We start from the raw sequence: 23,805 nt of genomic DNA on the forward strand, positions 1-23,805 counted from the left end.
CTGAAAAAAATGTCCCGGTTCTTCTCCGAACGTGAAATCCGCGCCGTGGCGATCTTCCTGCCGTTGGCCGGTCTTGTGATCGCGGCACTTCTGCTGATCCGCCCGAAAGCCGATCCCGAGGCGGCCCGGCAGGTCGAAGCCGAATTCGAACGCCGTCCCGGAATCGACAGCATCATCATGCGGCCCTTCGATCCCAATACCATCCAGTACGAAGAACTGCGGGCGTTGGGACTCTCGAAATTCGAAGCCACGAGCCTGCTGAAATACCGCGCCGCAGGCAAGATCTTCCGAATCCCCGAAGACCTGACCCTCTGCTACGGAATCAGCGACTCGCTCTACCGCACACTCAAACCCTGGATCCGCATCAGCCGCAAATACGCCATTGCCCCGCAGGAGTTCCGAAGCGGACGCATCGTCGCCGATCCCCTGCCGCCCGCACCTTTCCGCATCGACACCGTCTCGGCCCGTTATCTGCAAGCCATCGGGGCGCTGTCGAAACGTCAGGCCGGGGTCTTCATCCGCTGGCGCGACGCAAGCGGCATCTACGACATGGAGGAGCTGCGCGCCTGCTACGTCATCACAGACTCCGTAGCCGCGGCCCTCGAACCCTACGTCATCTTCCCCGAACGACGGCCCCACCCGACCGAGCAGCCCGTGGAGCTCAACACGGCGGATTCCGCCGCCCTGCGCTCCGTCATCGGGATCGGCGAGAAGACCGTCTCCCGAATTCTGGAATACCGCGAACGCCTCGGCGGATTCGTCCGCGTGGAGCAACTCGCAGAGATTCCGGGCGTCACGGAGAGCAACTACGAAAAAATTTTGAAACAAATTTACTGCGACAGTTGCAAAATTCGGAAAATTGATATTAACTTTGCAAGCCCGAAAACGTTGGGACAGCATCCTTACATTGCGCCCCGGACGTTGCGGAAAATTTTGAAGCAAAGACAGTTGAAAGGAGGTTGGAGTACCGCTGACGAATTGATCGAACAGAACATACTGACCCGCGAGGAGGCAGCACGGCTGGCTCCCTATCTGCAATTCGGGTCAACCAGCGGACCTGCCCACGAGTAGACAAACCCTTTCGGAAACCGCGCATCCGGGCGATGCGCCCCCCCCACAGCCAAACGAAAAACAACAAAAAACAATAAATTAAAACACTTCGAATTATGATTATCATGCCGGTAAAAGAGGGCGAAAACATCGAACGCGCCCTGAAAAAGTTCAAACGTAAATACGAGCGCACGGGCGTTCTGAAAGAGCTCCGCCGCCGCCAGTACTTCACCAAACCTTCGGTGGCAAAGCGCGAGGCGATGCAGCACGCTATTTACGTCGAGCACATGTACCGCGACGAGGAATAATCCCGGAAACATCCGGAACGACGGGGAGGATCGGAATACGGTCCTCCCCGTTTTTTGTGTCGGAGGAGGGAGGGGCCGCACCGGAAAGGGCGGATGGGGCGGAAGAGTCGGATGGGGCGGAAGAGTCGGATGGGGCGGAGAGCACCGGATGACCCGCTACAAAAAGACCGGCCGTCCGAGTATTCGGGCGGCCGGAACGTCGTTTCTCCTCCCGGGACAGACTACCGCAGGAAGAGCAGTTCGCGATACTTCGGCAACGGCCAGATCTGGTCGTCGACGATCTCCTCCAACTTGTCGATGTGGCGCCGGATCTGATCGAAATAGACCGCCACCGTATCGTGATAGGCGATCGCCTTCTCACGCTGATCCTCGATCCGGTTGGCCACCTTCCGCGCGTCGATCATCTCGGCCGTCAGGCGCTGGATCTCCGCCGTGTGGTCCTGGATCTTCTTGATCAGCCGGATGTCGGGATCGGCATTCAACCCCGGGATCTGCGACATCTTGTAGACCTTGTCCAGCAGTTCGGCCTCATATTTCGAGGCGATCGGCACGATGTGGTTCATCGCCAGATCCCCCAGCACACGCCCCTCGATCTGGATCTTCTTCGTGTAGGTCTCCCACTTCACCTCCGTGCGGGCTTCCAGCTCGACCTTCGAGAAGACGCCCATCTCACCGAACATTTTCAGGCTCTCCGCATCCAGATAGCGGTCGAAAACCAGCGGCGTGGAGGTTTCGCAATCCAGACCGCGGCGCTTCGCCTCCTCCTTCCACTCGTCCGAATAGCCGTTGCCGTCGAAACGGATCGCCCGGCACGCCTTGATCATCTGTTTCAAGACTTCGTAGATCGCCTTCTCCTTCTTCATGCCCCCTTCGATCTTCGCGTCCACCTTCTTCTTGAACGCCGTCAGCTCGCTGGCCATCGCCGTGTTGAGCACGATCATCGCCTCGGCGCAGTTGTCCGACGAACCCACGGCCCGGAACTCGAACCGGTTGCCCGTAAAGGCGAACGGCGAGGTGCGGTTGCGGTCCGTATTGTCCAAAAGCAGCGTCGGAATATGCGAAATGCCGCTCATCTTGAAGACGTTCTTCGCATCGAAACGGATGGCGTCATCGCTCTTCGACGCCGCCAGTTTGTCCAGCACGGCCGAAACCTGCGTCCCGAGGAAGGTCGAAATGATGGCCGGGGGCGCCTCGTTGGCTCCCAGACGATGGGCGTTCGTGGCGCTCATGATCGAGGCTTTCAGCAGCCCGTTGTGCTTGTAGACCGCCGAGATGGCGTTCACCAGGAAGGTGATGAACTGCAAGTTCTCGGCTGCCGTCTTGCCCGGTCCCAGCAGGTTCACGCCCGTATCCGTACCGAGCGACCAGTTGTTGTGCTTGCCCGAACCGTTGATCCCCTTGAAGGGCTTCTCGTGCAGCAGCACCCGGAACTGGTGACGGCGGGCGATCTTGTCCATGATGGTCATCAGCAGCTGGTTGTGGTCGTTGGCCAGGTTCGCCTCCTCGTAGACCGGGGCCAGTTCGAACTGGTTCGGAGCCACCTCGTTGTGGCGCGTCTTGACCGGAATGCCCAGTTTCAGGCACTCATACTCCAAGTCCCGCATGAAGGCCATCACCCGGGTCGGAATCGCCCCGAAATAGTGATCTTCCAGCTGCTGGTTCTTCGCCGACTCGTGCCCCATGAGCGTGCGGCCCGTGAGCATCAGGTCCGGCCGCACGGCCCACAGGCTCTCGTCCACGAGGAAGTACTCCTGCTCCCAGCCCAGATAGGCGAAAACCTTGTCGACGTTCTTGTCGAAATAGTGGCACACCTCCGCAGCGGCAGTCCCGACGGCCGTCAGCGACCGCAGCAGCGGCACCTTGTAGTCGAGCGCCTCGCCCGTGTAGGCGATGAAGACGGTCGGGATACAGAGCGTCGTGTCGACGATGAAGGCCGGCGAAGCGGGATCCCACGCCGAATAGCCGCGGGCCTCGAACGTATTGCGGATTCCGCCGTTGGGGAACGACGAGGCGTCGGGCTCCTGCTGGACGAGCAGTTTTCCCGAGAACTCTTCCAGCACGCCGCCGTGGCCGTCGGGCTCGGCGAAGGCATCGTGCTTCTCGGCCGTACCGCCCGTCAGCGGCTGGAACCAGTGCGTGTAGTGGTCGGCGCCGTGTTCCAGGGCCCACTGCCGCATGCCGGCGGCGATGCTGTCGGCCACCTCGCGCGTCAGCGGCGTGCGGTTCTCCATCGTATCGAGCAATGCGGCGTAGGTCCGTTTGTCGAGATACTTGCGCATGGCGGCGCGTCCGAAAACCTTCTCTCCGAAGTAGTCCGAGGGGCGTCCCTCCGGAACCTTCACCTCCACGGCGGTGTGGTTGATCGCCGCGTCGACCATCTTGAATCTGAGCAATGATGACATATCCTCTCTGTTAAGATTTGGGGTTCTGAAAAAAGCCGCACGGAGGGAATTCCGACATTGCAAACTAAAAACCTAACCAGAAATTCAACCGTGTCGCTCCTCCCGACGGGATCGGCAGACCGGGCCAACCGGGAAGCATTCCCTCCGTTGCGGCGTCTTGCACTTTCGGTTGCAAATGTAAAAATAATTCCATATCATTGTTTTTCCGAAAATCACTTTTTCCACGATTTCACCGTTTTTTTTCGACCATTTTCCGAAAAAATACCCCATTTTTTCGGCCATCCGCCGATTTTTAGGGGTTATTTTTCGGAAAACACCCCATTTTTTCAGCCAATCGCCCAAAATTACGTTTTTTGAAATTTTCCGCTTTCAAAGGTTTAAAAGAACATTATTCAACCATAACTCCACAAAAGAGACCGCAACCGGAGCAGAGGTCGGACTCCGGACAAACCGGGAAGCCGGGGAGTTTTGTTATTTTGTTAACAATTTCTTGTTACAATTCGCCAATTATTTCGTACCTTTACGTGCAATTTCGAAACGACAAGGGAAACACTCAATACTAATCTCTAAACAATCATGGCAAACACCAAACGTGAAAAGCTGTTCACCGAATTCCCGCCGGTCCCGACCGAGCAGTGGGAAGAGGTGATCACAGCCGACCTGAAAGGTGCCGATTACGAGCGCAAACTGGTATGGCGCACGGGCGAAGGATTCAACGTCCGCCCCTACTACCGTGCCGAAAACCTCGAAGGCATCCGGTTCCTGGGCTCGCAGGCAGGCGAGTTCCCCTACGTGAGAGGTACGCGCGCACACAACCGCTGGCGCGTGCATCAGACCATCGAGGTCAAGTGCCCCAAGGAGGCCAACGCCGAGGCACTCAAACTCCTCAATTCGGGCGTCGACTCGCTGGGATTCTCCATCGCCAACGAAGGCTTCTCGGCCGCTGACCTCGATCAGCTGCTCGCCGAGATCCACATCCCGGCCATCGAGATGACCTTCTGCGGCGCGCACACGGGGCGCATCGCCGGACTCGTGCTCGACAAGCTCGAAAAGGAGGGCCTCGCCGCCGAAGCCCACGTGGCATTCTGCATCGACCCGCTGGTCAAGGGGCTCTCGCAGAAGGGCGACTTCTGCTCGCCCGACGGTGAGAAGTGCTTCGCGAAGATCGCATCGCTCATCGAGCGCACCCGCGAGTACAAGCACATCCGTATCGTCACCGTCTCGGCCGGCATCTTCGCCAACGCCGGGTCGACCATCGTCGAGGAGCTCGCATTCGCCCTCGCGGCCGGCAACGACTACCTGGCCCGCCTGACCGACGCCGGGTTGAGCGCCGACCTCGCCGCACGCAAGCTGCGCTTCTCGTTCTCCGTGACGTCGAACTACTTCATGGAGATCGCCAAGTTCCGCGCCGCCCGCATGCTCTGGGCCAACATCGTCAAGGGTTACAACCCCGAGAAGAACTGCGCCGGCAAGATGATGATCCACGCCCGCACGGCCGACTGGAACCAGACGGTTTACGACCCCTACGTGAACATGCTCCGCGGCACGACCGAGGCCATGTCGGCAGCCATCGGCGGCGTGCACTCGCTCGAAGTCACGCCGTTCGACGCCTCGTTCGAGGATCCCACGGAGTTCTCGAAGCGCATCGCCCGCAACGTCGAGCTGCTGCTCAAACACGAGTCGCACTTCGACCAGGTGGTAGACCCCGCCGGCGGTTCGTACTACGTCGAGAACCTCACGCAGTCGATCGCCGCCGAGGCCTGGAAGCTCTTCCTCGAAATCGAGGAGAAGGGCGGCTACACCGCAGCCTACAAGGCCGGATGGATCAAGGAACGCATCGAGGCGTCGGCCGCCGCCAAGGACAAGGCCATCGCCACGCGCCGCCAGATCCTGCTGGGTGCCAACCAGTACCCCAACTTCACGGAGGTCGCCGGCAAGGAGATCACCGGGGAGGCCGTGACGCGCAAGACCGCCGAAGGCAACACACTGGCACCCTACCGCGGCGCCATGGCCTTCGAGACGATGCGTCTGCACGTCGACCGTTCGGGACGGCAACCCAAGGCCTTCATGCTCACGTGCGGAAGCCTGGCCATGGCCCGCGCCCGCGCCCAGTTCTCGTGCAACTTCTTCGCCTGCGCCGGAATCCGCGTGCAGGACAACACCTTCTTCAAGTCGGTCGAGGAGGGCGTCAAGGCCGCTCTCGAATCCAAAGCCGAGATCGTTGTGGTCTGCGCTTCGGACGACGACTACGCAGAGGTGGCTCCGAAGGTCAAGGAGCTGCTCGGCGGCAAGGCGATCCTCGTGGTTGCCGGCGCCCCGGCCTGCACGCCCGAACTGGAAGCCCAGGGCATCACGAACTTCATCAACGTGAAGTCCAACGTGCTCGAAACCTTGAAGTTTTACCTTAAAGAGATGGGAATCTAAGCACCCGGGTGCTTTTTATGGGCAGGAGGCTCTTCCGAGCGGCGATTCGCCCGAAGCGAGCCGAAGCCCGAACACTTTACGCACAAAGATCATGAGAGCCAAATTTTCAGAACTCAGATACGAAGGAGACGGGCAGCCGAAGAGCTGCTGCGCCTCGAAAGGCTGCGGTCAGGTGGAACCGTGGCTCACGGCCGAACGCATTCCCGTCAAGGGAACCTACACGGCCGAAGATCTCGAAGGCATGGAGCACCTGAACTACGCCGCAGGTATCGCTCCGTTCCTGCGCGGACCCTATTCGACGATGTACGTCATGCGTCCGTGGACCATCCGCCAGTATGCCGGCTTCTCGACGGCCGAGGAGTCCAACGCCTTCTACCGCCGCAACCTCGCGGCCGGTCAGAAGGGTCTGTCGGTGGCCTTCGACCTCGCCACGCACCGCGGCTATGACGCCGATCACCCGCGCGTGGTGGGCGACGTCGGCAAGGCCGGTGTGTCGATCTGCTCCGTGGAGGACATGAAGGTCCTCTTCAACGGCATTCCGCTCGACAAGATGTCCGTCTCGATGACCATGAACGGCGCCGTGCTGCCCGTTCTAGCCTTCTACATCGTCACGGGTCTCGAACAGGGCTGCACCCTCGACCAGCTGTCGGGTACGATCCAGAACGACATCCTCAAGGAGTTCATGGTGCGCAACACCTATATCTATCCCCCCGAGTTCTCGATGCGCATCATCGCCGACATCTTCGAGTACACGTCGAAGAACATGCCGAAGTTCAACTCGATCTCGATCTCGGGCTACCACATGCAGGAGGCCGGTGCCACGGCCGACATCGAGCTGGCCTATACGCTGGCCGACGGTCTGGAATACCTCCGCGCCGGCATCAACGCCGGGATGTCGATCGACGCCTTCGCACCGCGTCTGTCGTTCTTCTGGGCCATCGGCATGAACCACTTCATGGAGATCGCCAAGATGCGCGCCGCACGTATGCTGTGGGCCAAGATCGTCAAGCAGTTCAACCCCAAGAACCCCAAGTCGCTCGCACTGCGCACCCACTCGCAGACCTCGGGCTGGTCGCTCACGGAGCAGGATCCCTTCAACAACGTGGCCCGCACGGCCATCGAGGCCATGGGCGCCGCGCTGGGACACACCCAGTCGCTGCACACCAACGCCCTCGACGAAGCCATCGCCCTGCCGACCGACTTCTCGGCACGTATCGCCCGCAACACGCAGATCTACATCCAGGAGGAGACCTCCGTCTGCCGCGAGGTTGACCCGTGGGCAGGTTCCTACTACGTCGAGACGCTCACCAACGAGATCGCTCACAAGGCCTGGGAGCACATCCAGGAGATCGAGAAGCTGGGCGGTATGGCCAAGGCCATCGAGACCGGCATTCCGAAGATGCGTATCGAGGAGGCTTCGGCCCGCAAGCAGGCCCGCATCGACTCCGGCGAGGAGAAGATCATCGGTCTGAACGAGTACCGCCTCGAAAAGGAGGCGCCGATCGACATCCTCGCCGTGGACAACACCGCCGTGCGCGAGAGCCAGATCAAGCGTCTGAAAGAGCTGCGCGCTTCGCGCGACGAGGCCGCCGTGAAGAGGGCCCTCGACGCCATCACCGAGTGCGTGAAGACCAAGCAGGGCAACCTGCTCGCGCTGGCCGTCGAGGCCGCCAAGGTCCGCGCCACGCTGGGTGAGATCTCCGATGCCTGCGAGGTGGTCGTAGGCCGCTACAAAGCCGTTATCCGTTCCATTTCAGGAGTTTATTCGTCAGAAGTGAAAAACGACAAATCCTTCGAGCACGCCAAGGAGCTGTGCGCCGAATTCGCCAAGAAAGAGGGCCGTCAGCCGCGTATCATGATCGCAAAACTCGGTCAGGACGGACACGACCGCGGTGCCAAGGTCGTGGCAACGGGTTATGCCGACATCGGCTTCGACGTCGACATGGGTCCGCTGTTCCAGACCCCGGAGGAGGCCGCCAAGCAGGCCGTCGAGAACGACGTGCATGTGGTGGGCGTCTCGTCGCTGGCCGCCGGTCACCTGACGCTCGTGCCGCAGATCATCGCCGAGTTGAAGAAGCTCGGCCGTGAGGACATCATCGTCATCGTGGGCGGTGTGATCCCTCACCAGGACTACGACGAACTCTACCGCGACGGTGCCGCCGCCATCTTCGGCCCCGGTACGCCGATCGCCACGGCCGCCATCAAGATCCTCGAAATCCTGATGGAGGAGTAATCCGGTAATCCAATGCCTTTCCGATCCCCTTCGGCCCGCGCCGGAGGGGATTTTTCGTATGAAAAAACCAAAGCGCCGCCGCCCGCAAAGGGCGACGGCGACGGTCTGCCGAGGGATTTTCCGAAAGATTTTCCGAAAACTGCCGGAGAACTACTCCTGCGCGGGCAGGTTCTCGGGGATAAACGGCGACTGGTATTTGACCACCGCACCGATAATTCCGCCGCCCGTCGAGGTGAGGTAGTTCATCACATAAACGCGGCAATAGTTATATCCATCCAAAGTCGGCTTCTTATCCTGATCATATTGGGATGACGTTCGAAGAATATATCCATACCCCGGTAATACAGCCGTTTTACTGGCCCAACCGGTCTCCGGACGCTCCCGGATATTCCCCAGTCCGGCCACCTTCCCGATACAAACTACATCACCTTGACCAGTCAGATTATCGGCATCATCAATCCAAAAATAAGATGAATAAAACAATCCATTACTGGAAGAATACCCATATCCGTCCGGATACACTTTGGTCTGCCCATTATTGGCGTTTCTCATCTGCACCGTTACCGTTCCCTCCGGATCGGGAACCGCCTTGCCCCCGTTGCCACCCGTCGCTCCATCGTCGTCCTTGTCGCAGGAGACCATACCCAGAAGCACCGCGCACAGCAGGGCGGCCGCTCCTCTTTGTAAAATACGTTTCATAAAGCATTGAATTTTCGGGCTCTCCAACTCCCAAAGAGCCAACCACAAAAAAAGAAAGCGTGGAATTGAAATCCTATTCACGTAAGGCAGGCTCTGGTAAACCCTTGAAAACTAAATAGGCGCAACTCCACGCCACAACACATAGTGACGTAGAAATAACCATGCCCATTCCCGTTTTCAAATGAAATTTACCAGATTTCGCCTTACGGAGAATAGCATTTACGCTTTCGCGTAAAAATCAAACATGTTGCAGCCCCTCGGAACTGCGCTGTAAAGATACAAAAAAACGGCATTCCCCCACCCAAAACAGCCGTCCGCCGCACAAAAAAACCGGGCATCCCGACCCGCAGTCGGAATGCCCGGCAGAATTTCCGTCCCGGAAGCGTTTACAGGCAGGCTTCCAGGATCCGGCGGGCCATCGCCCCGTCGACATTCCCGGCCTCGCCGTGGTGCACGCCCGAAGCCGTGAAGCGGCGCTCGATCTCGGCGATCGTCGCCTCGCCGATCCCCTCCTCCGAGAGGCGCGTCGAGAGCCCCAGCGAGCGGAAGAACTCCTCGGTCCGGGCGATCGTCCGGTCGATGCGCTCCTCCTCCGTGCCGCCGGTGATGCCCCAGATCCGCTCGCCGAACTGCAACAGCTTGCCGTGCTTCTGGCCGCGCAGCGTACGCAGCGTGCCGTTGATCACGATGGCCAGCGTCGCGCCGTGCGTCAGTCCGTGCAGCGCCGTCAGCTCGTGGCCGATCATGTGCGTCGCCCAGTCCTGCGTCACGCCCATGCGGATCATGTCGTTCAGCGCCAGCGTCGCCGAAAGCATGTACTCCGACATCGTGTCGTAGTCGCGCTCGTCGCCCAGCGCCCGCGGCGCAATCTCCACCACCGTATGCAGGATCCCCTCGGCCCAGCGGTCCATCAATCGCGACTGCCCCGGCGTGGTCATGTACTGTTCCAGCACGTGCACGAACGTGTCGGCCAGTCCGCAGGCGATCTGCCGCTTCGGCAGCGAGTAGAGCGTCTCCGGATCGAGGATCGAGAAGACCGGATAGTTGCTGTAAAAGGCGTATTTCTCCTGCGTCTCGTAGCGCGAGATCACCGCCCCGCTGTTCATCTCGGAGCCCGTGGCGGCCATCGTCAGCACCGTGGCCAGCGGAACGGTCTTCGGACAGCTCCCTTTGAGCACCAGCTCCCAGGCATCCCCCTCGTAGAGCAGACCCGCGGAGATGAGCTTCGTGCCGTCGATCACCGACCCGCCGCCCACGGCCAGCAGGAAGTCGACCTTCCGCTCCTTGCCCAGGGCGATCGCCTTGCGCAGGGTCTCGACCGAGGGGTTGGCCTCGATGCCCCAGAACTCGACGAATTCACGCCCCGCAAGGGCCTTCACAACCTGTTCGTAGACGCCGTTGCGTTTGACACTGCCCCCGCCGAAGGTGATCATGAGGCGTTTGTCGGCCGGAATGAGTTCCGGCAGTCGGGCGATCTGTCCCTTTCCGAAAACCAGTTTCGTGGGATTCTGATAGATGAAGTTGTTCATGGCGAAAAATTTTGTTGTTACAAAGATAACAAATCCCGGGCAACAATAGCACCCCGCGCAAAAGTTTTCGCAATCCGGGCATCGGGCGTCAGGCGGGACGGAAGCCGGGAAACGGGACGGGCCGACGTTCTGAAAACGTCGGCCCGTCTCGTTATTGGCCACTCCTTCCCGCACCGCAAAGGTGAAAGAAGGTTCCCATATTCCGTCCGTTAGAAATACTTGCCGCGCAGGTCCTGAATCTTGGCCATCTGCTGAACGGCCTGCATGGCGAACTGCTGTGCCATGCTCTCGGCCGTAGCCTGTGCACGGACCTTCTCGGCCTCGGCGGTCTGCTTGTCCGCGGTCTGCACATCCTCCACCTGGAAGACATACACGCCCGACATGCCCTTCACCGGAGCCGACAGGGCACCCTTCTCCGAAGCGGCGATCGCACCCACCAGACGCGGCTCGACACCCACGCCGTCGATGTAGAACGAGCCGAACGTCACGCCCGAGAAGTCGCCGACCTCCGAACCGAGGCTCGAAGCCTGCTCGGCAAGGGTCGCACCCGAGAGTTCCTTGACGATGTAGTCGTATTTCTTGTCGCGCAGCACCTGCGAACGAACCTGTGCGGCGACCTTTTCCAGCGGAGCGTAGTCGTTGTCGTCGATCTCCGTCAGCATGGCGATCACGTAGTCCTTGCCCACGGTGAAGATCTCCGAAACGTCGCCGACCTCGGCGCCGTATGCCCAACGGGCCACGTCGCGCGAATCTTCCAGACCGCGGATCGTGCGGTCGCCCTGTGCGAGACGCGCCACACGCGGCGTCACGGCCGCCGTCGACGCGGCATCGGCAAAGGCCTCCGAAGAGCCCTTGGCGTTGACCATGAACGACCCGGCCTGGTTGTGGATATCCCGGCGCGTATCGGCCGAAGCCTCCACCGGATAGGTGATCGACGCCACCTGGATGTGTTTCGTGGGTTTGTCGGCGCGGTAGACCTGCATCAGCTGGATGGCATCGCCCGAAGCGATCTTCACGATGTCGCCCTTCTTTGCCCCGGCCAGCGCCTCGGCAAACTCACCCGTGAAGGCCGAGAACGGCAGAACTCCCACCTCGCCGCCATTGGCCGCCGTAGCGTCGTAAACCGAATACCGGGCTGCGGCTGCGGCAAAATCACCGCCCTTCCGCAAGGCCGTCAGCAGGCTGTCGGCCAACGTCTCCTCCGTGTAGGGCAGCACGATGTGGCGGATGCCGACCGAGTCGGGCGCCATCTTCGCATCCAGCACGCGGGCCATCGTCCACTCGTTGTTCTTCAATACGGGACCGTACATCTTACCGTCCATCAGCGCCTTCGCCTCCTCGTCGGAGAGCTGCGAAGCCGTCACGTAGCTCTCGGCGATCCGCCCGTTGCGGTTCGCACGGACGAACGCACGCACCTCCTCCGCGGCGGCGAACTCTTTGCCGACCTCGGCTGCCTTGTTTTCCAGAGCCAGCAGGTCGTCGTCCGTGGGCGACACCTCGAAGACCACATACGAAAGCGTCCGCGACGGCGTCTGCTTGAACTGATCCTTATGGCTGTTGTAGTAGGATTTCAGGTCCGACGACGACACGGCGATGAGCGAGTCGGGAACTGCCGAGTACTTCTTGCCGGCCCATTTGCCCGAGAAGGTCTCGTTCGCGCCCTTGACGCCCTGCGCAATTTCCAGCGCATTGACGTACACGCCGCCCTTCACCAGTCCGTAGAACTTTTGAAGCTCGCGTTCCAGACACGCCTGCTCGTTGAGCTGGGCCCACATCTGGGCGGCCTGCGGGTTCGACTCGGCCTGGGCCAGGAACTGGTTCACGGCCTCCACGTTGTACTGCCCCGTGCGCGGATCCGCAAAGGCCGAATAGAAGGCCTGCGAGGGCTGCTGACCGCTGACCATCGCCAGACGCTCCGGCTCCGTCACACGGAGCCCCATGCGTCCGAAGCCCGGAGTCAGCACGTGGTCGGCAATCAGCGACTGCCATACGGCATTCGCCAGCATGGCCGACTGCTGCTCGTCGCTCTCCTGGACGTTGTTCTGCGCCTTGATCTGCTCGTAACGGTCGTAGTATTCCGAATAGTTGATCTTCTCGCCGTCGATCACCCCGACGCGCGGATCATTGCCCGAAAATCCCATCTCGGTTTTCAGGGAGAGGATGAATGCCAAGAGCGCCAGTGCGATGATGATCGAAAGCACGACGCCGAACTTGGTCCGTAAGGTGTTTAAACTTGCCATATGAATCTTAATTATTCGTTTTGTTCCCTATTCTGTTCCGAAAGATCAGCCAAAGGTAGTAAAATATTCGCAAATAGACCTATATATGCGTTACAATTTTTTCACCCGCGCCAACTCGATCCGCGACCGCGTGGTGCGCAGAATCCGCAGTTGCAGATTTCCGATGAATACCGTCTCCCCGGCACCCGGTATCCCTTCGTAATGGTAGATGATGAAGCCCGCCAGCGTGTCGTACTCGCGGCTCTCCTCGATCCCCAGACCGTAGCGCTCGTTCAGGTACTTCACTTCCAGACGGCACGAGAAGACGTATTCATCCGCACCCACCTGCTTCTCCACCAGGTCCGGCACGTCATGCTCGTCCTCGATCTCGCCGAAGATCTGTTCCAGCACGTCTTCCAGCGAGATGATGCCCGCCGTACCCCCGAACTCGTCGATCACCACGGCGATGTTCGACCGGTGCTTGATGAAGTTTTCCAGCACCAGCTGCAACGGCAAGGTCTCCGGGACGAAATTCACCTCCATCATCACGTCGGAAATCCGCTCCGGACGGGTGAAAAGACTCTTCGAGTTCACGTAGCCGATGATGTTGTCGATCGACTTCCGCCAGACGAAAATCCGCGAATACTTCGACTCCACGAATCGCGCCGTCAGCTGTTCGATCGTCGTGTCGTCGATGTCCACCGCCTCGACATCCACGCGCGGGACCATGCAGTCGCGCACGCGCAGGTCGGCGAAATCCAGTGCGTTCTGGAAGAGTTTCAACTCGTTGTCCGGCTCCGAATGCGCCTCCTGACCGCTCGCGTCGAGCAGCGCCGCGAGGTCCTCGCGGTCGAAACTCGGCGTGATGTTCTTCTCCTCGACCCGGCGGCCCAGCAGGCGCAGAATCCCGTGCGACAGCAGCGTCGTGAAGCGAGCTACGGGATAGAGCAGAATGTAGAAGAAGTAGATCACCGGAGCCAGCACCCGGTAGTAGAAATTGGGATCGTTGCGGAAGACCGACTTGGGAAGAAACTCCGCAAAGAAGATGATGATGACCGTCGATACGGCCGTATCGATGGCCACCGAACCCTCGCGGGCCAGTTCCGCCCAGCCCAGCCCGGCGTAGATCTCCCGCAGCAGCATCGACATCGCCAGCGAATAGATCACCAGCGCGATGTTGTTGCCCACGAGAATCGTCGTGATGTACTGGCCCGGATGACGGGCGAAGACCTCGGCGATGCTGTCGAACATCCGGCTCTGCTTGCGGTCGATTTCCAGTTTGAGCCGGTTCTTGCTCGTAAAGGCGATCTCCATGCCCGAGAAGAAGGCCGAGAGCAGCAGCATGAAGACTATCAGAAGAATAATGGTCAGCATGGAAGTCAGTTTTGGGATTGCGGACGAGCACTTCCGGCCGGCTCTCCGGACGCCTCGATGGCATACATCGGAATCTCCGGGCGTGCAGCCGATCCGGGTTGCGCCGGACGTTCGGACGACGTCGGCTGTGCGGAAGCTCCGGAAGCGGCAGAACGTGCCGGTTGTGCCGGTTGTACCCGCGCTCCGGAGGGCGTCGGAGGCTCCGACGCCGAGTCCGACGCCACGGAATCGGTCCCCTGTTTCATCTCGACCTCCATGCGTCCCTTCATGCGGCGGAAACGCCACTCCTTGAACTCCTCGTCGGACTCGAAACCTTCGCCGATGAAGACATCCCGGCCGTTGTTCTGTACGATCTTCGAATCCACGTTCGAATAGATCTTGCCCGTGCGGGCGTTCCAGAAAAGCTGTTGCGTATAGAGGGTCTTGCCGTCGGATTTCTCCACCACGACATTTCCCTTGGCCTCCCACAGCTCCCGTTTCTCATAGTAAATGGCATAGTTGGCCGTCAGTACGGCATCCACCGACGAGAGCGAGTCGTCCTGATAGGTCGTGATCTTGATTCCCTTGCGGAACTCCCGATAGGGTTCGCGCGCCAGCGTATAGCCTTCGAGAAGCGGCGTGACGAAATGGTACGATCGGCTGCCGTTCTGCGAGTTGATAATCGACAGATTCTCGCTGTATTCGGTCATCATCGCCTCCTCGGCGGCCGACGGCTTCCCGCTGTCGGTCTCCCCGCAGGAGAATAGCAAGATAGCACTCCCCGCTGCGGAGAGTGCTACCCGGACGTATTTTGTCAAGCCTTTTCCCATGAAGAGACGGGTCGCGGATGAACTAACGGGGACGTACCGTCGTCGATACGCCGGCGGCCGTTCCGCACGTCACCGTATAGCGGGCGCCCTCCTGCAACTCGTTGAAGAAGCACTCCTCCGAGCTCGGGAAACGATTGCGGAAAGCACCCAGCGACGTCTTGGCGTGCTCCATGTACTCCGAATCGCTCGGAAGCAGCTCCACGGCCTTGGCCATCGTGTCGTAAGCGGCCCAGAAGGTCGCCTGACCCGCAAATCCGCCGCAGGCGGCAGCCGACGACGCATAGCACTGCGCCAGCACGAAATAGGGAACTCCGTCCTCGGGATTCAGATCCCGGGCCTGACGCGCTGCCGTGGCGGCATCGTTGATGTTGTTGGCCACCAGGCCCACCAGCGCGATGCGCACCAGCAACTTCTGACGCTCGGCGGGATCCTGCTCCACGGCAAGCGCCTCATTCAGGTAGGTATCGGCCTTGGCGTAATCGCCCTTGTTCTGGAAAGCCTGCGCCAGGAACATGGCCGTCTCCGACGAGGGCTTCACCTGGTAGTATTTCTCGGCAATGGCAAAGTAGAAGTCGCCGTCGCACTTCGCACGCGACATCATGCTCACGGCCTGGGCCAGCAGAGCCTCGTCCTCGGGTGCCGCTTCCAGCTTGCCGCGGAAGAGCGTTTCGAGGTTCTCGCAGCTGGCCGCACCGCTCAATCCGAACGCCGCGTCGAACTGGCTCTTGTACTCCGAAGCCTCGGGATTCTTCTCGAAGAACGGAAGCAGACGGTCATACTCGGCGATGATCTCGTCGGGCATCACCTCGTCCGTATTCTTGTAGTCGTCGCAGAGGTTCGTGAAGTAGGCCACGACGGTCTCCGGATCCGAGTTGTCACCCCCGGCCTCGATCGCCTCGCGGAACGCCTCGCGGATACCCGCACGGTCGTTGGGCTTGTAGGTCAGATATTCGCGGGCCTTGCGGTCGAGAATGTAGGCCGTACCGCGCTTGGGATGGCTGCCGAAATACTCGTTGCGCAGATCGTAGAGCAACAGCAGCGAATCCACGTAGACGTTCTTCTCGGCGATGCTCTTCGCACGGTTGATCTTGTTCTTGTAGAGCGTGGTACCGCGCACGAAGGTGTTCTCCGAAGCCTTCGGGCACTTGTCGAGCAGCTCTTTGAGGTAGTGGGCCGCCGCGTCGTAGTCCTTGTTGTCGCACGACTCTTTGAGGAAGTTGCTGTTCAGGATGTTCTGCTGACGCTCCTCGGGCGTGTCACCCCAGATCGCGTACTTCGGGTCGCTGAAATCTTGTGCCGTCGCAACGAATGCGGTAAGTGCGCATGCTGCGGAGAGCAGGAATTTTACGTTTTTCATCGGTCAGATTAATTTTTGTGTATTTTGTTTGCCTGTGTCAATCATACTTGGCCCGCATGAACCAGTATTCGCCGTTCTCCTGGCCTGCGAAGAGCGTGAAGCCCACGGCGATCTTGAAATACTGCTGCCGCACCAGTCCGATCCGCTCGGCGACGTTGTAGCCCCGGCGGCCGTACTCCACTCCCACGTCGATGGCCGAAAAGGCCCACAGTTTGACCGGAATCCCGATACCTGCCGTCACGGCCCACTGCCCGAGGCGTTCGTCGTTGAACGACTGGTTGTAGGTCCCGTAGCGGAAACCGGCCCGATAGGACCAGCGTTTCAGAAAATTACGGATATCATACCGGTTGGGCGTAAACTCCACGCCCATTTTGATCGTACTCGTGTTGACGTATTTCACCAGATAGGACGAACGGTTATCGACCGTACCCGTGACTCCCGTCAGTTCATAGCCCGTGTTGCGGCCGCCCCAGTTCTGATAGACGTAGTCCACGCCGACGGACCATTTGGCCGTCTGATAATAGAGCCCCACGGCCAGCTGATGGGGCAGCACCAGCGCCAGATGCGTCGTGTCGCCCTTGACCGTCGTATTGTAGAGGTCGCCCACGTAGATGGTCTTGGTCGTTTCGGGATGCAGGTCGCCGCCGAAATCGAACGCCGCACCCACGGTCAGGATCCGCTTCTGGTTCAGGATCGGGCTCCACTGCATGCCCACCTGGCCCTTGATGCTCGAAATGCTGTACACGTCGGTTCCCACCGTCGAGACATAGGTGCCCTCACCGGCGATCGCCGTCGGGGTCATCACGAAGGTGCGGTTGATCGAGCCCCAGTAGTACTGGGCGGCCACGCCGATCGAGAAGTTCTTGAAAACCTCCCATCCCAGGCCGAGTTTCACCTCCGTGACGTCACCTTCGCCCTGATAGTTGTACTGGACGTTGCCCACGTTTCCGTAGACGGGGTCCGTCGGGTCGTATTCGTGGTAGTACTTCGTGCGGTAACCCACCGAGCTGTACGGCGTGAGGCTGAATCCCAGGCCCAGGCGCTTGGCCACCGGCATCTGGAAGGCGATGTCGTGGAAGTTGAACGTATTGTAGGCCGTGCTTTTCGCTTCGCCGGCGACTTTCTGCGAGTTGTAGTAGTTCTGGCCTTCGAGTCCGAAGTTGAAAAGGAAGGTCTTCTGCGGTGCGGCGCTGAATCCCGCAGGGTTGAGCAGGTTCACGACGCCCGTCGAGCGCATGGCCACGCCTGCTCCCCCCATCGAGCGCATCGCAAGCGTCCCGGGGGTGTTCACTTCGCCGATGCCGTACATCGTATAGGGCGAGAAGGCGTTGATACTGCTTGTCTGGGCCGACACGGCGACAGGGAACAGCGCCGCTGCCGCGACAAGAAGTTTAATCAAGGTGTTCTTCACTGGCATTGTACTCTAAAATTCGATCCAATCCGCAAAAGACCAGATTACGATTTGCAAATATCGTGTTTTTAATTCTTTTCGCAAAGTATTTCGCGTCCCCTCCGGTGAAAATTACGCACAAATCGTCGATTTTTTCACGCATCCGGGTCATATAGCCCTCGATTTCGAAGGCAATCGAGTTCATCACCCCCAGGCGGATGGCCTCATCCGTGAAGCCTCCCAGCAACTCCTCCCGCTCGGTGGCCGAACAGAGCGGCAGCCGGGCCGTATAGTCGTGCAGGGCCCGGAAACGGATCCGCATCCCGGGCGAGATGCACCCTCCGCGGAACGTCCCGTCGGCCGTCACCAGGTCGATCGTCACCGCCGTCCCGAAGTCCACGATCAGCACGTTGCGGCCCGGATAGAGCACCGTCGCACCGACCGCTGCCGCCAGACGGTCGCGGCCCAGCGTCTCGGGCGTGCGGTAGGCGTTCCCGATCGGGACGGGCGTCTGCGGCGTAAATTCCAGCACCCGGTCCGCATATCCGCGTACCAGCTCCACGATCTCGTCCGCATCGCCGCGCGTCGACTCCACGATGGCCCATCCGGCCCGGCGTCCCTGCAACAACGCCTCGAAATCCGAAGCCGAAGGATACCTCGCGCTCCGCTGGGCGACGAGAACCCCCTTCTCGAAGACGGCGAGTTTCACGAGCGAGTTGCCTATGTCAACGATCAGATTCAAAGTTCCCGCAATGTCTTGTATGCGTCCTCCACATCTTTGATATTCCTAACGGTCATCGCCAGCCGATTATTGTGTTGTTTGAGCACGAATCGGTCGGGGCGCTGCGTAACCCGTTGCAGCAAAGTCATGAAGGTATCGCTTTTATAATAGGGTGAATGCTCCTCGCCCACGAAGTGCACGATCATCAGTCCGTTCTTGACCTTCACGCGCTCCATGCCCAGGCGGATGGCCTCCCAGCGCAGGCGCACGACGTTGAGCAGCTCCTTCGCGGCGCGCGGCAGGGGACCGAAACGGTCCACCAGACGGCTCTCGAAGGCCTGCAACGCCGCTTCGTCCTTCGTCGAGTCGAGTTCGCGGTAGAGTTTCAGGCGCTCGGCCTGCTGCGACACGTAGGTGTCCGGCAGCGAGGCTTCGACTTCGATCTCGATGTGCGCATCGTCGATGAAGGCCATGCGCTCCACGACCTCCTGCTCCCCGGCTCCGAGCCCCGGGACCTGCAACCCCTCGGCCCGCAGCTCGGCCACCGCCTCGTTCATGATCTTCTGGTAGGTTTCGAAGCCGATGTCGGCGATGAAGCCGCTCTGCTCGGCACCCAGCAGGTTCCCCGCACCGCGGATATCGAGGTCCTGCATGGCGATGTTGAACCCCGACCCGAGGTCCGAAAACTCCTCGATGGCCCGCAGCCTCCGCCGCGCGTCGGACGACAGCAGCTCGTCCGGAGGCGACAGCAGGTAGCAGTAGGCCTTCTGGTTCGAGCGGCCCACACGCCCGCGCAGCTGGTGCAGGTCGCTCAACCCGAAATTCTGGGCGTTGTCGACGATGATCGTATTGGCGTTCGGGATGTCGATGCCGTTCTCGACGATCGTCGTCGACAGCAGCACGTCGAACTCCCCGTAGATGAAATCCATGATGAGTTTTTCCAGCTTCTCGGCCGGCATCTTGCCGTGGCCCACCCCCACGCGGGCCTTCGGGCACACCCGCGCGATCATCCCCTGCACCGTCATCAGGTCCTCCACGCGGTTGTGGACATAGTAGACCTGACCGCCGCGCGCCAGCTCCGTCTCGATGGCGTCGCGCACGATCTCCTCCGAGAAGACGTGCGACTCGGTGAGGATCGGCTGCCGGTTGGGCGGCGGCGTCGAGATCACCGACAGGTCGCGCGATCCCATCAGCGAGAACTGCAACGTCCGCGGGATGGGCGTCGCCGTCAGCGTCAGCGTGTCCACCGAGACGCTCATCTGGGTGAGCTTCTCCTTCGCCGCCACGCCGAACTTCTGCTCCTCGTCGATGATCAGCAGCCCCAGGTCGCGGAAGACGACCTGCCGGCCCAGCATCTTGTGCGTCCCGATCAGGATGTCGATCTTCCCCGAGGCCAGGTCGGCGCAGATCTCCCGCACCTCCTTCGCGGATTTCGTGCGGTTGAGATACTCCACCCGCACCGGGAAGTCGCGCAGCCGCTCGGAGAACGACCGGTAGTGTTGCAGCGCGAGGATCGTCGTCGGAACCAGCACCGCCACCTGCTTGCCGTCGCACGCCGCCTTGAACGCCGCACGGATCGCCACCTCGGTCTTCCCGAAGCCCACGTCGCCGCACACCAGCCGGTCCATCGGCTGGTCCGACTCCATGTCCCGCTTGACGGCCGCCGTGGCCGCCTGCTGGTCGGGCGTATCCTCCCAGCGGAACGACGCCTCCAACTCGTGTTGCAGGTAGCTGTCCGGCGAGAAGGCGAAGCCCTTCGAGGCCTTGCGCTTGGCGTAGAGCGCGATCAGCTCGCGAGAGATATCCTTGACGGCCTTCTTCGTGGCGTTTTTGAGCTTCTGCCACGCCCCCGTACCGAGTTTGTAGACCTTCGGGGGTTCGCCGTCCCCGGCCTTGTAGCGCGAAATGCGGTGCAGCGAGTGCACGTTCACGAACAGTACGTCGCCGTCCTTGTAGACCAGTTTGATCGCCTCGTGCGTCTTGCCCCCCTCGTTGATTTTGACCAGCCCGTCGAAGCGCCCCACGCCGTGATCGATATGCACCACGTAGTCGCCCGGACGCAGCTGGTTCAGCTCCGCGACGGTCATCTGCTCGTCGCGACGGATCTCCCCGTTGATGCGGTAGCGCTGGTAGCGGTCGAAGATCTGGTGGTCCGTATAGAGGCACAGTTTCAGGTCGTTGTCCACGAAGCCCTCGTGCAGCGTCACGGCCAGCGACCGAACCACGGCCTGTCCGCGGCCGATCTGGTGGAAGATGTTTTCCAGACGCTCGACCTGCGCCCGGTTTTCCGACAGAATCCACGTGTCGTAGCCCCGCAGCGCATTGCGGATCATGTCGTCGGCCAGCATCTCGAAGTTCTTGTTGAACTTCGGCTGCGGGGCCGTCGAGAAGACCACCTCCGCCGTCGCGGGACGCTCCGCAAGGTTGTCGCGCAGCACCAGCAGCCGCGCCTCCGCGAGGTCCGCCAGCAGGCCGTTGCGGCTCGTCAGCAGCCGGTCGATCTCCTCCGGGTGCTCCATGTCGCCGAGCGCCTTGCGCCGCACGTCATTGACCCGGCGCAGCACGAAATCCGCGTCGTAGAACCACCACGCCGCCTCCGGCCCGGCGAATTTCGCCAGCGAAACCTTCGCCGAAGCCGCCACGCCGGCATTCAGGTCGGGGATGATCTCCACACGGTCGAGTTTGTCCGACGACAGCTGGCTCGAAATGTTGAACCGGCGGATCGAGTCGACCTCGTCGCCGAAGAAATCCAGACGGTAGGGCTTGCTCTCCGAATAGGAGAAGACGTCGACGATGCCGCCGCGCAGCGAATACTGGCCCGGTTCGTAGACGAAATCCACGCGCGTGAAGCCCGCATCGATCAGTTCCTGTTCGAGCACCTCGATCGAGATCCGGTCGCCGACGCGCACGGCGATCGTCCGCCGTTGCAGCACTTCGGCATCGGCAACCCGTTCGGCCAGTGCTTCGGGATAGGTGCAGACCACCAGGTAACCCTTGCCGGAAAAACCCCGCACGGCATTCATCGTCGTCGTGCGCTGCACCACGCCCTGGGCATCCTCGGCCCCGTAGGCCGCCGAACGCTTGTAGGAGGAGGGGAAGAAACAGATCCGCTTCTCGTCGAGCAGGTTGTAGAAATCGTTGAGCAGGTAGGCCGCCGCATCGCGGTCCTCGGCCACAAAGACGTGCACCCCGCCGCATTCCGACACGGCCGCCGCCGCATAGAACGACAAAGCTCCGCCGACCAGCTCCCGCAGATGGAGGGTCGGCGTGCGTTTCCCATATTCGCGGCACAGTGTTGCGAGGGCTTTCGAACCTTCGGCGAACTGCGCCAGCTGCTCGCGCGGGGTTGCCATGAATTATCGTTCGATCAGATCGTTGTCCTTGCGGTCGTGGTAGTGCACCTCGACGATCCCGATGCTCTGATCCTCGGCGATCTGCAAGCGCACCTTGTACTTCCACTCCCAGCGGCGGCGCAGCGACCAGAATCCCTTTTTGAGGTACGACGCCACATAGGGGCTGACGACCAGTTTGATGTACTTGTGCCCGCGGTCTTCCGTGAGGAACGAGATCTGGTTTTCGATCTTCTTGTCCAGCACCACCGTGGGTTCGATCTTGCCCGTGCCGTTGCACGTCGGGCAGACGTCCGAGACGCTCTCCACGGCCACCGGGCGCACCCGCTGGCGCGTGATCTGCATCAGTCCGAACTTCGTCAGCGGAAGCACCGTATGCTTGGCCTTGTCCGTCGCCATGAGCTTGACCATCTCATCGTAGAGCGCCTGTTTGTTCTGCGCCTTGTGCAGGTCGATGAAGTCGATGATCACGATGCCCCCCAGGTCGCGCAGACGCAGCTGTCGTGCGATCTCCTTCGCCGCCGCGAGGTTCACGTCCAGGGCCGTCTGCTCCTGATTGTCCTCGGCCTTGGTCCGGTTCCCGGAGTTGACGTCGATGACGTTCATCGCCTCCGTATGCTCGATGATCAGGTAGGCGCCGCGTTTGAGCGACACGTACTTGGCGAACAGCGACTTGATCTGCTTCGAGATGTCGAAGTTGTCGAAGATCGGAACCGTGCCCTTGTAGAGCTTGACGATCTTCTCCTTTTCGGGATCGATCTGACGGATGTAGTTGCGGATCTCGTTGTACATCGCCTCGTCGTCGACGGCGATCTGCGAGAAGGAGCCGTTCAGCGAGTCGCGGATGATCGTATTGGCGCGGTTCATCTCGCTCATCAGCTGCGCCGGAACCTCCGCCGCTTTTTTGCGGATCGCCGCACAGGTCTTGCGCCAGCGCTCGATCTGCGTCTGGATGTCGTGCTCGATATCCTCGTCCCGGGCCTCCATGGCCGCCGTGCGGATGATGACGCCGAAATTCTTCGGCAGCACCTCCGTGGCAATGCGTTTCAGACGCCGTTTCTCCTCCGCCGAGCGGATCTTCTGCGACAGGAACACCTTCGAGGAGAAGGGGACCAGCACCACGTTGCGGCCCGCCAGCGAGATGTCGGAGGTCAGACGTGGGCCCTTGGTCGAAATGGCCTCCTTGGCCACCTGCACCATGATTTGCTGCCCCACCTGGAGGTAATCGCCGATCTTGCCCGTCTTCTCCACCGGAGCTTCGAGCTTCATGGTCTCGACGCGCATGCCGCGCTTGCCGGGCTGCTGCGACGCGACGAGTTTCTGCAACGACGGGAAATGCGTTCCCAGATCGAGGTAGTGGATGAAGGCATCCTTTTCGTGTCCTATGTTGACGAAGGCCGCATTGAGTCCCGGCATGATCTTGCGGACCTTTCCCAGATAGATGTCCCCCACGGCGAAGCCCGTCTGGCACTGCTCCTTGCTGAGCTCGACGAGCACCTTGTCCTCGCACAGGGCGATGGAGATCTCGGCCGGGGTGACGTTTACGATTAATTCTCTATTCATTATATATCTTGTTCCGCCGCCGGGAATCCGGGTGCGGGAGGGCTGAAATTAGTAATGGAGCCGCATGTTGGTATGAAGTGGCGGCCAACTCCAATGGAAAAATTCCGACACCCTGCCGGGTGCGGCGCGGAGCGTTCCGGAGCTCTCCGGAGGACTCTGCAAGCGGGCGGTGTTTCCGCCCCGGGATTCGGATTCCCGAAAAACAGGTAAAGCTAAAAGAACCCGTGGGTCCCTTTAGCTTTATCTATCGTTAGCACAAAGGTGCTACCCTACTTTTTCTTGTGGCGGTTCTTGCGAAGACGTTTTTTCCGCTTGTGGGTAGCCATCTTGTGCCGCTTATGCTTCTTTCCGTTTGGCATAGTGGTTAAATTTTAGAG

At 60.5% G+C, this 23,805-nt stretch carries 15 protein-coding genes; 4 read left to right on the forward strand and 11 right to left on the reverse strand.

Annotated features, from left to right (window positions below; translation table 11 throughout):
* Nucleotides 1-9: 9 nt before the first annotated feature.
* Nucleotides 10-1,071, forward strand: coding sequence for a helix-hairpin-helix domain-containing protein (locus B5G16_RS03205; protein ID WP_087261043.1), 1,062 nt, complete (start codon nt 10-12; stop codon nt 1,069-1,071).
* A 95-nt stretch (nt 1,072-1,166) separates the two neighbouring features.
* Complete coding sequence (gene rpsU / locus B5G16_RS03210) at nt 1,167-1,358, forward strand: 30S ribosomal protein S21 (protein WP_087261045.1); 192 nt, start codon at nt 1,167-1,169, stop codon at nt 1,356-1,358.
* 221 nt (nt 1,359-1,579) lie between these two features.
* Here rpsU and B5G16_RS03215 read toward each other — a convergent pair whose 3' ends face one another.
* A complete protein-coding gene (locus tag B5G16_RS03215) occupies nt 1,580-3,736 on the reverse strand; it encodes a glutamine synthetase III family protein (RefSeq protein WP_087261402.1) in 2,157 nt (718 codons plus the stop codon).
* A gap of 600 nt (nt 3,737-4,336) precedes the next feature.
* Between B5G16_RS03215 and B5G16_RS03225 the strand changes: the two genes are divergently transcribed.
* Nucleotides 4,337-6,184, forward strand: a complete 1,848-nt coding sequence (locus tag B5G16_RS03225; RefSeq protein WP_087261048.1) for a methylmalonyl-CoA mutase family protein — start codon at nt 4,337-4,339, stop codon at nt 6,182-6,184.
* Nucleotides 6,185-6,275: 91 nt separating this feature from the next.
* The gene (gene scpA / locus B5G16_RS03230; RefSeq protein WP_087261049.1) at nt 6,276-8,417 is read left to right on the forward strand and encodes a methylmalonyl-CoA mutase; all 2,142 of its coding nucleotides are present in this window, start codon (nt 6,276-6,278) and stop codon (nt 8,415-8,417) included.
* Nucleotides 8,418-8,567: 150 nt separating this feature from the next.
* On the opposite strand, the gene B5G16_RS03235 is transcribed toward scpA, so the two are convergent.
* The 10 genes from B5G16_RS03235 to B5G16_RS03280 form a co-directional block, all read right to left on the reverse strand.
* Complete coding sequence (locus B5G16_RS03235; protein ID WP_087261051.1) at nt 8,568-9,116, reverse strand: DUF5036 family protein; 549 nt, start codon at nt 9,114-9,116, stop codon at nt 8,568-8,570.
* Between the two features lie 386 nt (nt 9,117-9,502).
* A complete protein-coding gene (locus B5G16_RS03240; RefSeq protein ID WP_087261054.1) occupies nt 9,503-10,645 on the reverse strand; it encodes an iron-containing alcohol dehydrogenase in 1,143 nt (380 codons plus the stop codon).
* Between the two features lie 209 nt (nt 10,646-10,854).
* Nucleotides 10,855-12,885: a peptidylprolyl isomerase gene (locus B5G16_RS03245; protein ID WP_087261056.1), complete on the reverse strand. Its 2,031-nt coding sequence runs from the start codon at nt 12,883-12,885 to the stop codon at nt 10,855-10,857.
* Nucleotides 12,886-12,975: 90 nt separating this feature from the next.
* The gene (locus B5G16_RS03250; RefSeq protein WP_087261058.1) at nt 12,976-14,238 is read right to left on the reverse strand and encodes a hemolysin family protein; all 1,263 of its coding nucleotides are present in this window, start codon (nt 14,236-14,238) and stop codon (nt 12,976-12,978) included.
* Between the two features lie 5 nt (nt 14,239-14,243).
* Nucleotides 14,244-15,047 (reverse strand): LPS export ABC transporter periplasmic protein LptC, encoded by an 804-nt coding sequence (lptC, locus tag B5G16_RS03255; protein ID WP_087261061.1) that lies wholly within the window; start codon nt 15,045-15,047, stop codon nt 14,244-14,246.
* A gap of 22 nt (nt 15,048-15,069) precedes the next feature.
* On the reverse strand, nt 15,070-16,404 hold the full coding sequence (locus B5G16_RS03260; protein ID WP_087261063.1) for a tetratricopeptide repeat protein: 1,335 nt from the start codon (nt 16,402-16,404) through the stop codon (nt 15,070-15,072).
* Nucleotides 16,405-16,441: 37 nt separating this feature from the next.
* Nucleotides 16,442-17,821: an OmpP1/FadL family transporter gene (locus tag B5G16_RS03265; protein ID WP_204227992.1), complete on the reverse strand. Its 1,380-nt coding sequence runs from the start codon at nt 17,819-17,821 to the stop codon at nt 16,442-16,444.
* On the reverse strand, nt 17,796-18,536 hold the full coding sequence (locus B5G16_RS03270) for a type III pantothenate kinase (RefSeq protein WP_087261065.1): 741 nt from the start codon (nt 18,534-18,536) through the stop codon (nt 17,796-17,798). The genes B5G16_RS03265 and B5G16_RS03270 overlap by 26 nt, the downstream gene beginning before the upstream one ends.
* Nucleotides 18,533-21,868, reverse strand: coding sequence for a transcription-repair coupling factor (gene mfd, locus B5G16_RS03275; RefSeq protein WP_087261067.1), 3,336 nt, complete (start codon nt 21,866-21,868; stop codon nt 18,533-18,535). The genes B5G16_RS03270 and mfd overlap by 4 nt, the downstream gene beginning before the upstream one ends.
* A gap of 3 nt (nt 21,869-21,871) precedes the next feature.
* A complete protein-coding gene (locus B5G16_RS03280) occupies nt 21,872-23,428 on the reverse strand; it encodes an Rne/Rng family ribonuclease (RefSeq protein ID WP_087261069.1) in 1,557 nt (518 codons plus the stop codon).
* Nucleotides 23,429-23,805: the final 377 nt, after the last annotated feature.

This window comes from Alistipes sp. An66 (genome assembly GCF_002161445.1).
GTDB classification, from domain to species: domain Bacteria; phylum Bacteroidota; class Bacteroidia; order Bacteroidales; family Rikenellaceae; genus Alistipes; species Alistipes cottocaccae.

Excerpts from the sequence above, each read along its gene's own strand:
- B5G16_RS03265 (WP_204227992.1), bottom strand. The coding sequence starts at position 17,821 with ATGCCAGTGAAGAACACCTTGATTAAACTTCTTGTCGCGGCAGCGGCG.
- B5G16_RS03235 (WP_087261051.1), bottom strand. The coding sequence starts at position 9,116 with ATGAAACGTATTTTACAAAGAGGAGCGGCCGCCCTGCTGTGCGCGGTG.
- B5G16_RS03260 (WP_087261063.1), bottom strand. The coding sequence starts at position 16,404 with ATGAAAAACGTAAAATTCCTGCTCTCCGCAGCATGCGCACTTACCGCA.
- rpsU (WP_087261045.1), top strand. The coding sequence starts at position 1,167 with ATGATTATCATGCCGGTAAAAGAGGGCGAAAACATCGAACGCGCCCTG.
- scpA (WP_087261049.1), top strand. The coding sequence starts at position 6,276 with ATGAGAGCCAAATTTTCAGAACTCAGATACGAAGGAGACGGGCAGCCG.
- B5G16_RS03240 (WP_087261054.1), bottom strand. The coding sequence starts at position 10,645 with ATGAACAACTTCATCTATCAGAATCCCACGAAACTGGTTTTCGGAAAG.
- B5G16_RS03250 (WP_087261058.1), bottom strand. The coding sequence starts at position 14,238 with ATGCTGACCATTATTCTTCTGATAGTCTTCATGCTGCTGCTCTCGGCC.
- lptC (WP_087261061.1), bottom strand. The coding sequence starts at position 15,047 with ATGGGAAAAGGCTTGACAAAATACGTCCGGGTAGCACTCTCCGCAGCG.
- mfd (WP_087261067.1), bottom strand. The coding sequence starts at position 21,868 with ATGGCAACCCCGCGCGAGCAGCTGGCGCAGTTCGCCGAAGGTTCGAAA.
- B5G16_RS03280 (WP_087261069.1), bottom strand. The coding sequence starts at position 23,428 with ATGAATAGAGAATTAATCGTAAACGTCACCCCGGCCGAGATCTCCATC.
- B5G16_RS03245 (WP_087261056.1), bottom strand. The coding sequence starts at position 12,885 with ATGGCAAGTTTAAACACCTTACGGACCAAGTTCGGCGTCGTGCTTTCG.
- B5G16_RS03225 (WP_087261048.1), top strand. The coding sequence starts at position 4,337 with ATGGCAAACACCAAACGTGAAAAGCTGTTCACCGAATTCCCGCCGGTC.
- B5G16_RS03205 (WP_087261043.1), top strand. The coding sequence starts at position 10 with ATGTCCCGGTTCTTCTCCGAACGTGAAATCCGCGCCGTGGCGATCTTC.
- B5G16_RS03215 (WP_087261402.1), bottom strand. The coding sequence starts at position 3,736 with ATGGTCGACGCGGCGATCAACCACACCGCCGTGGAGGTGAAGGTTCCG.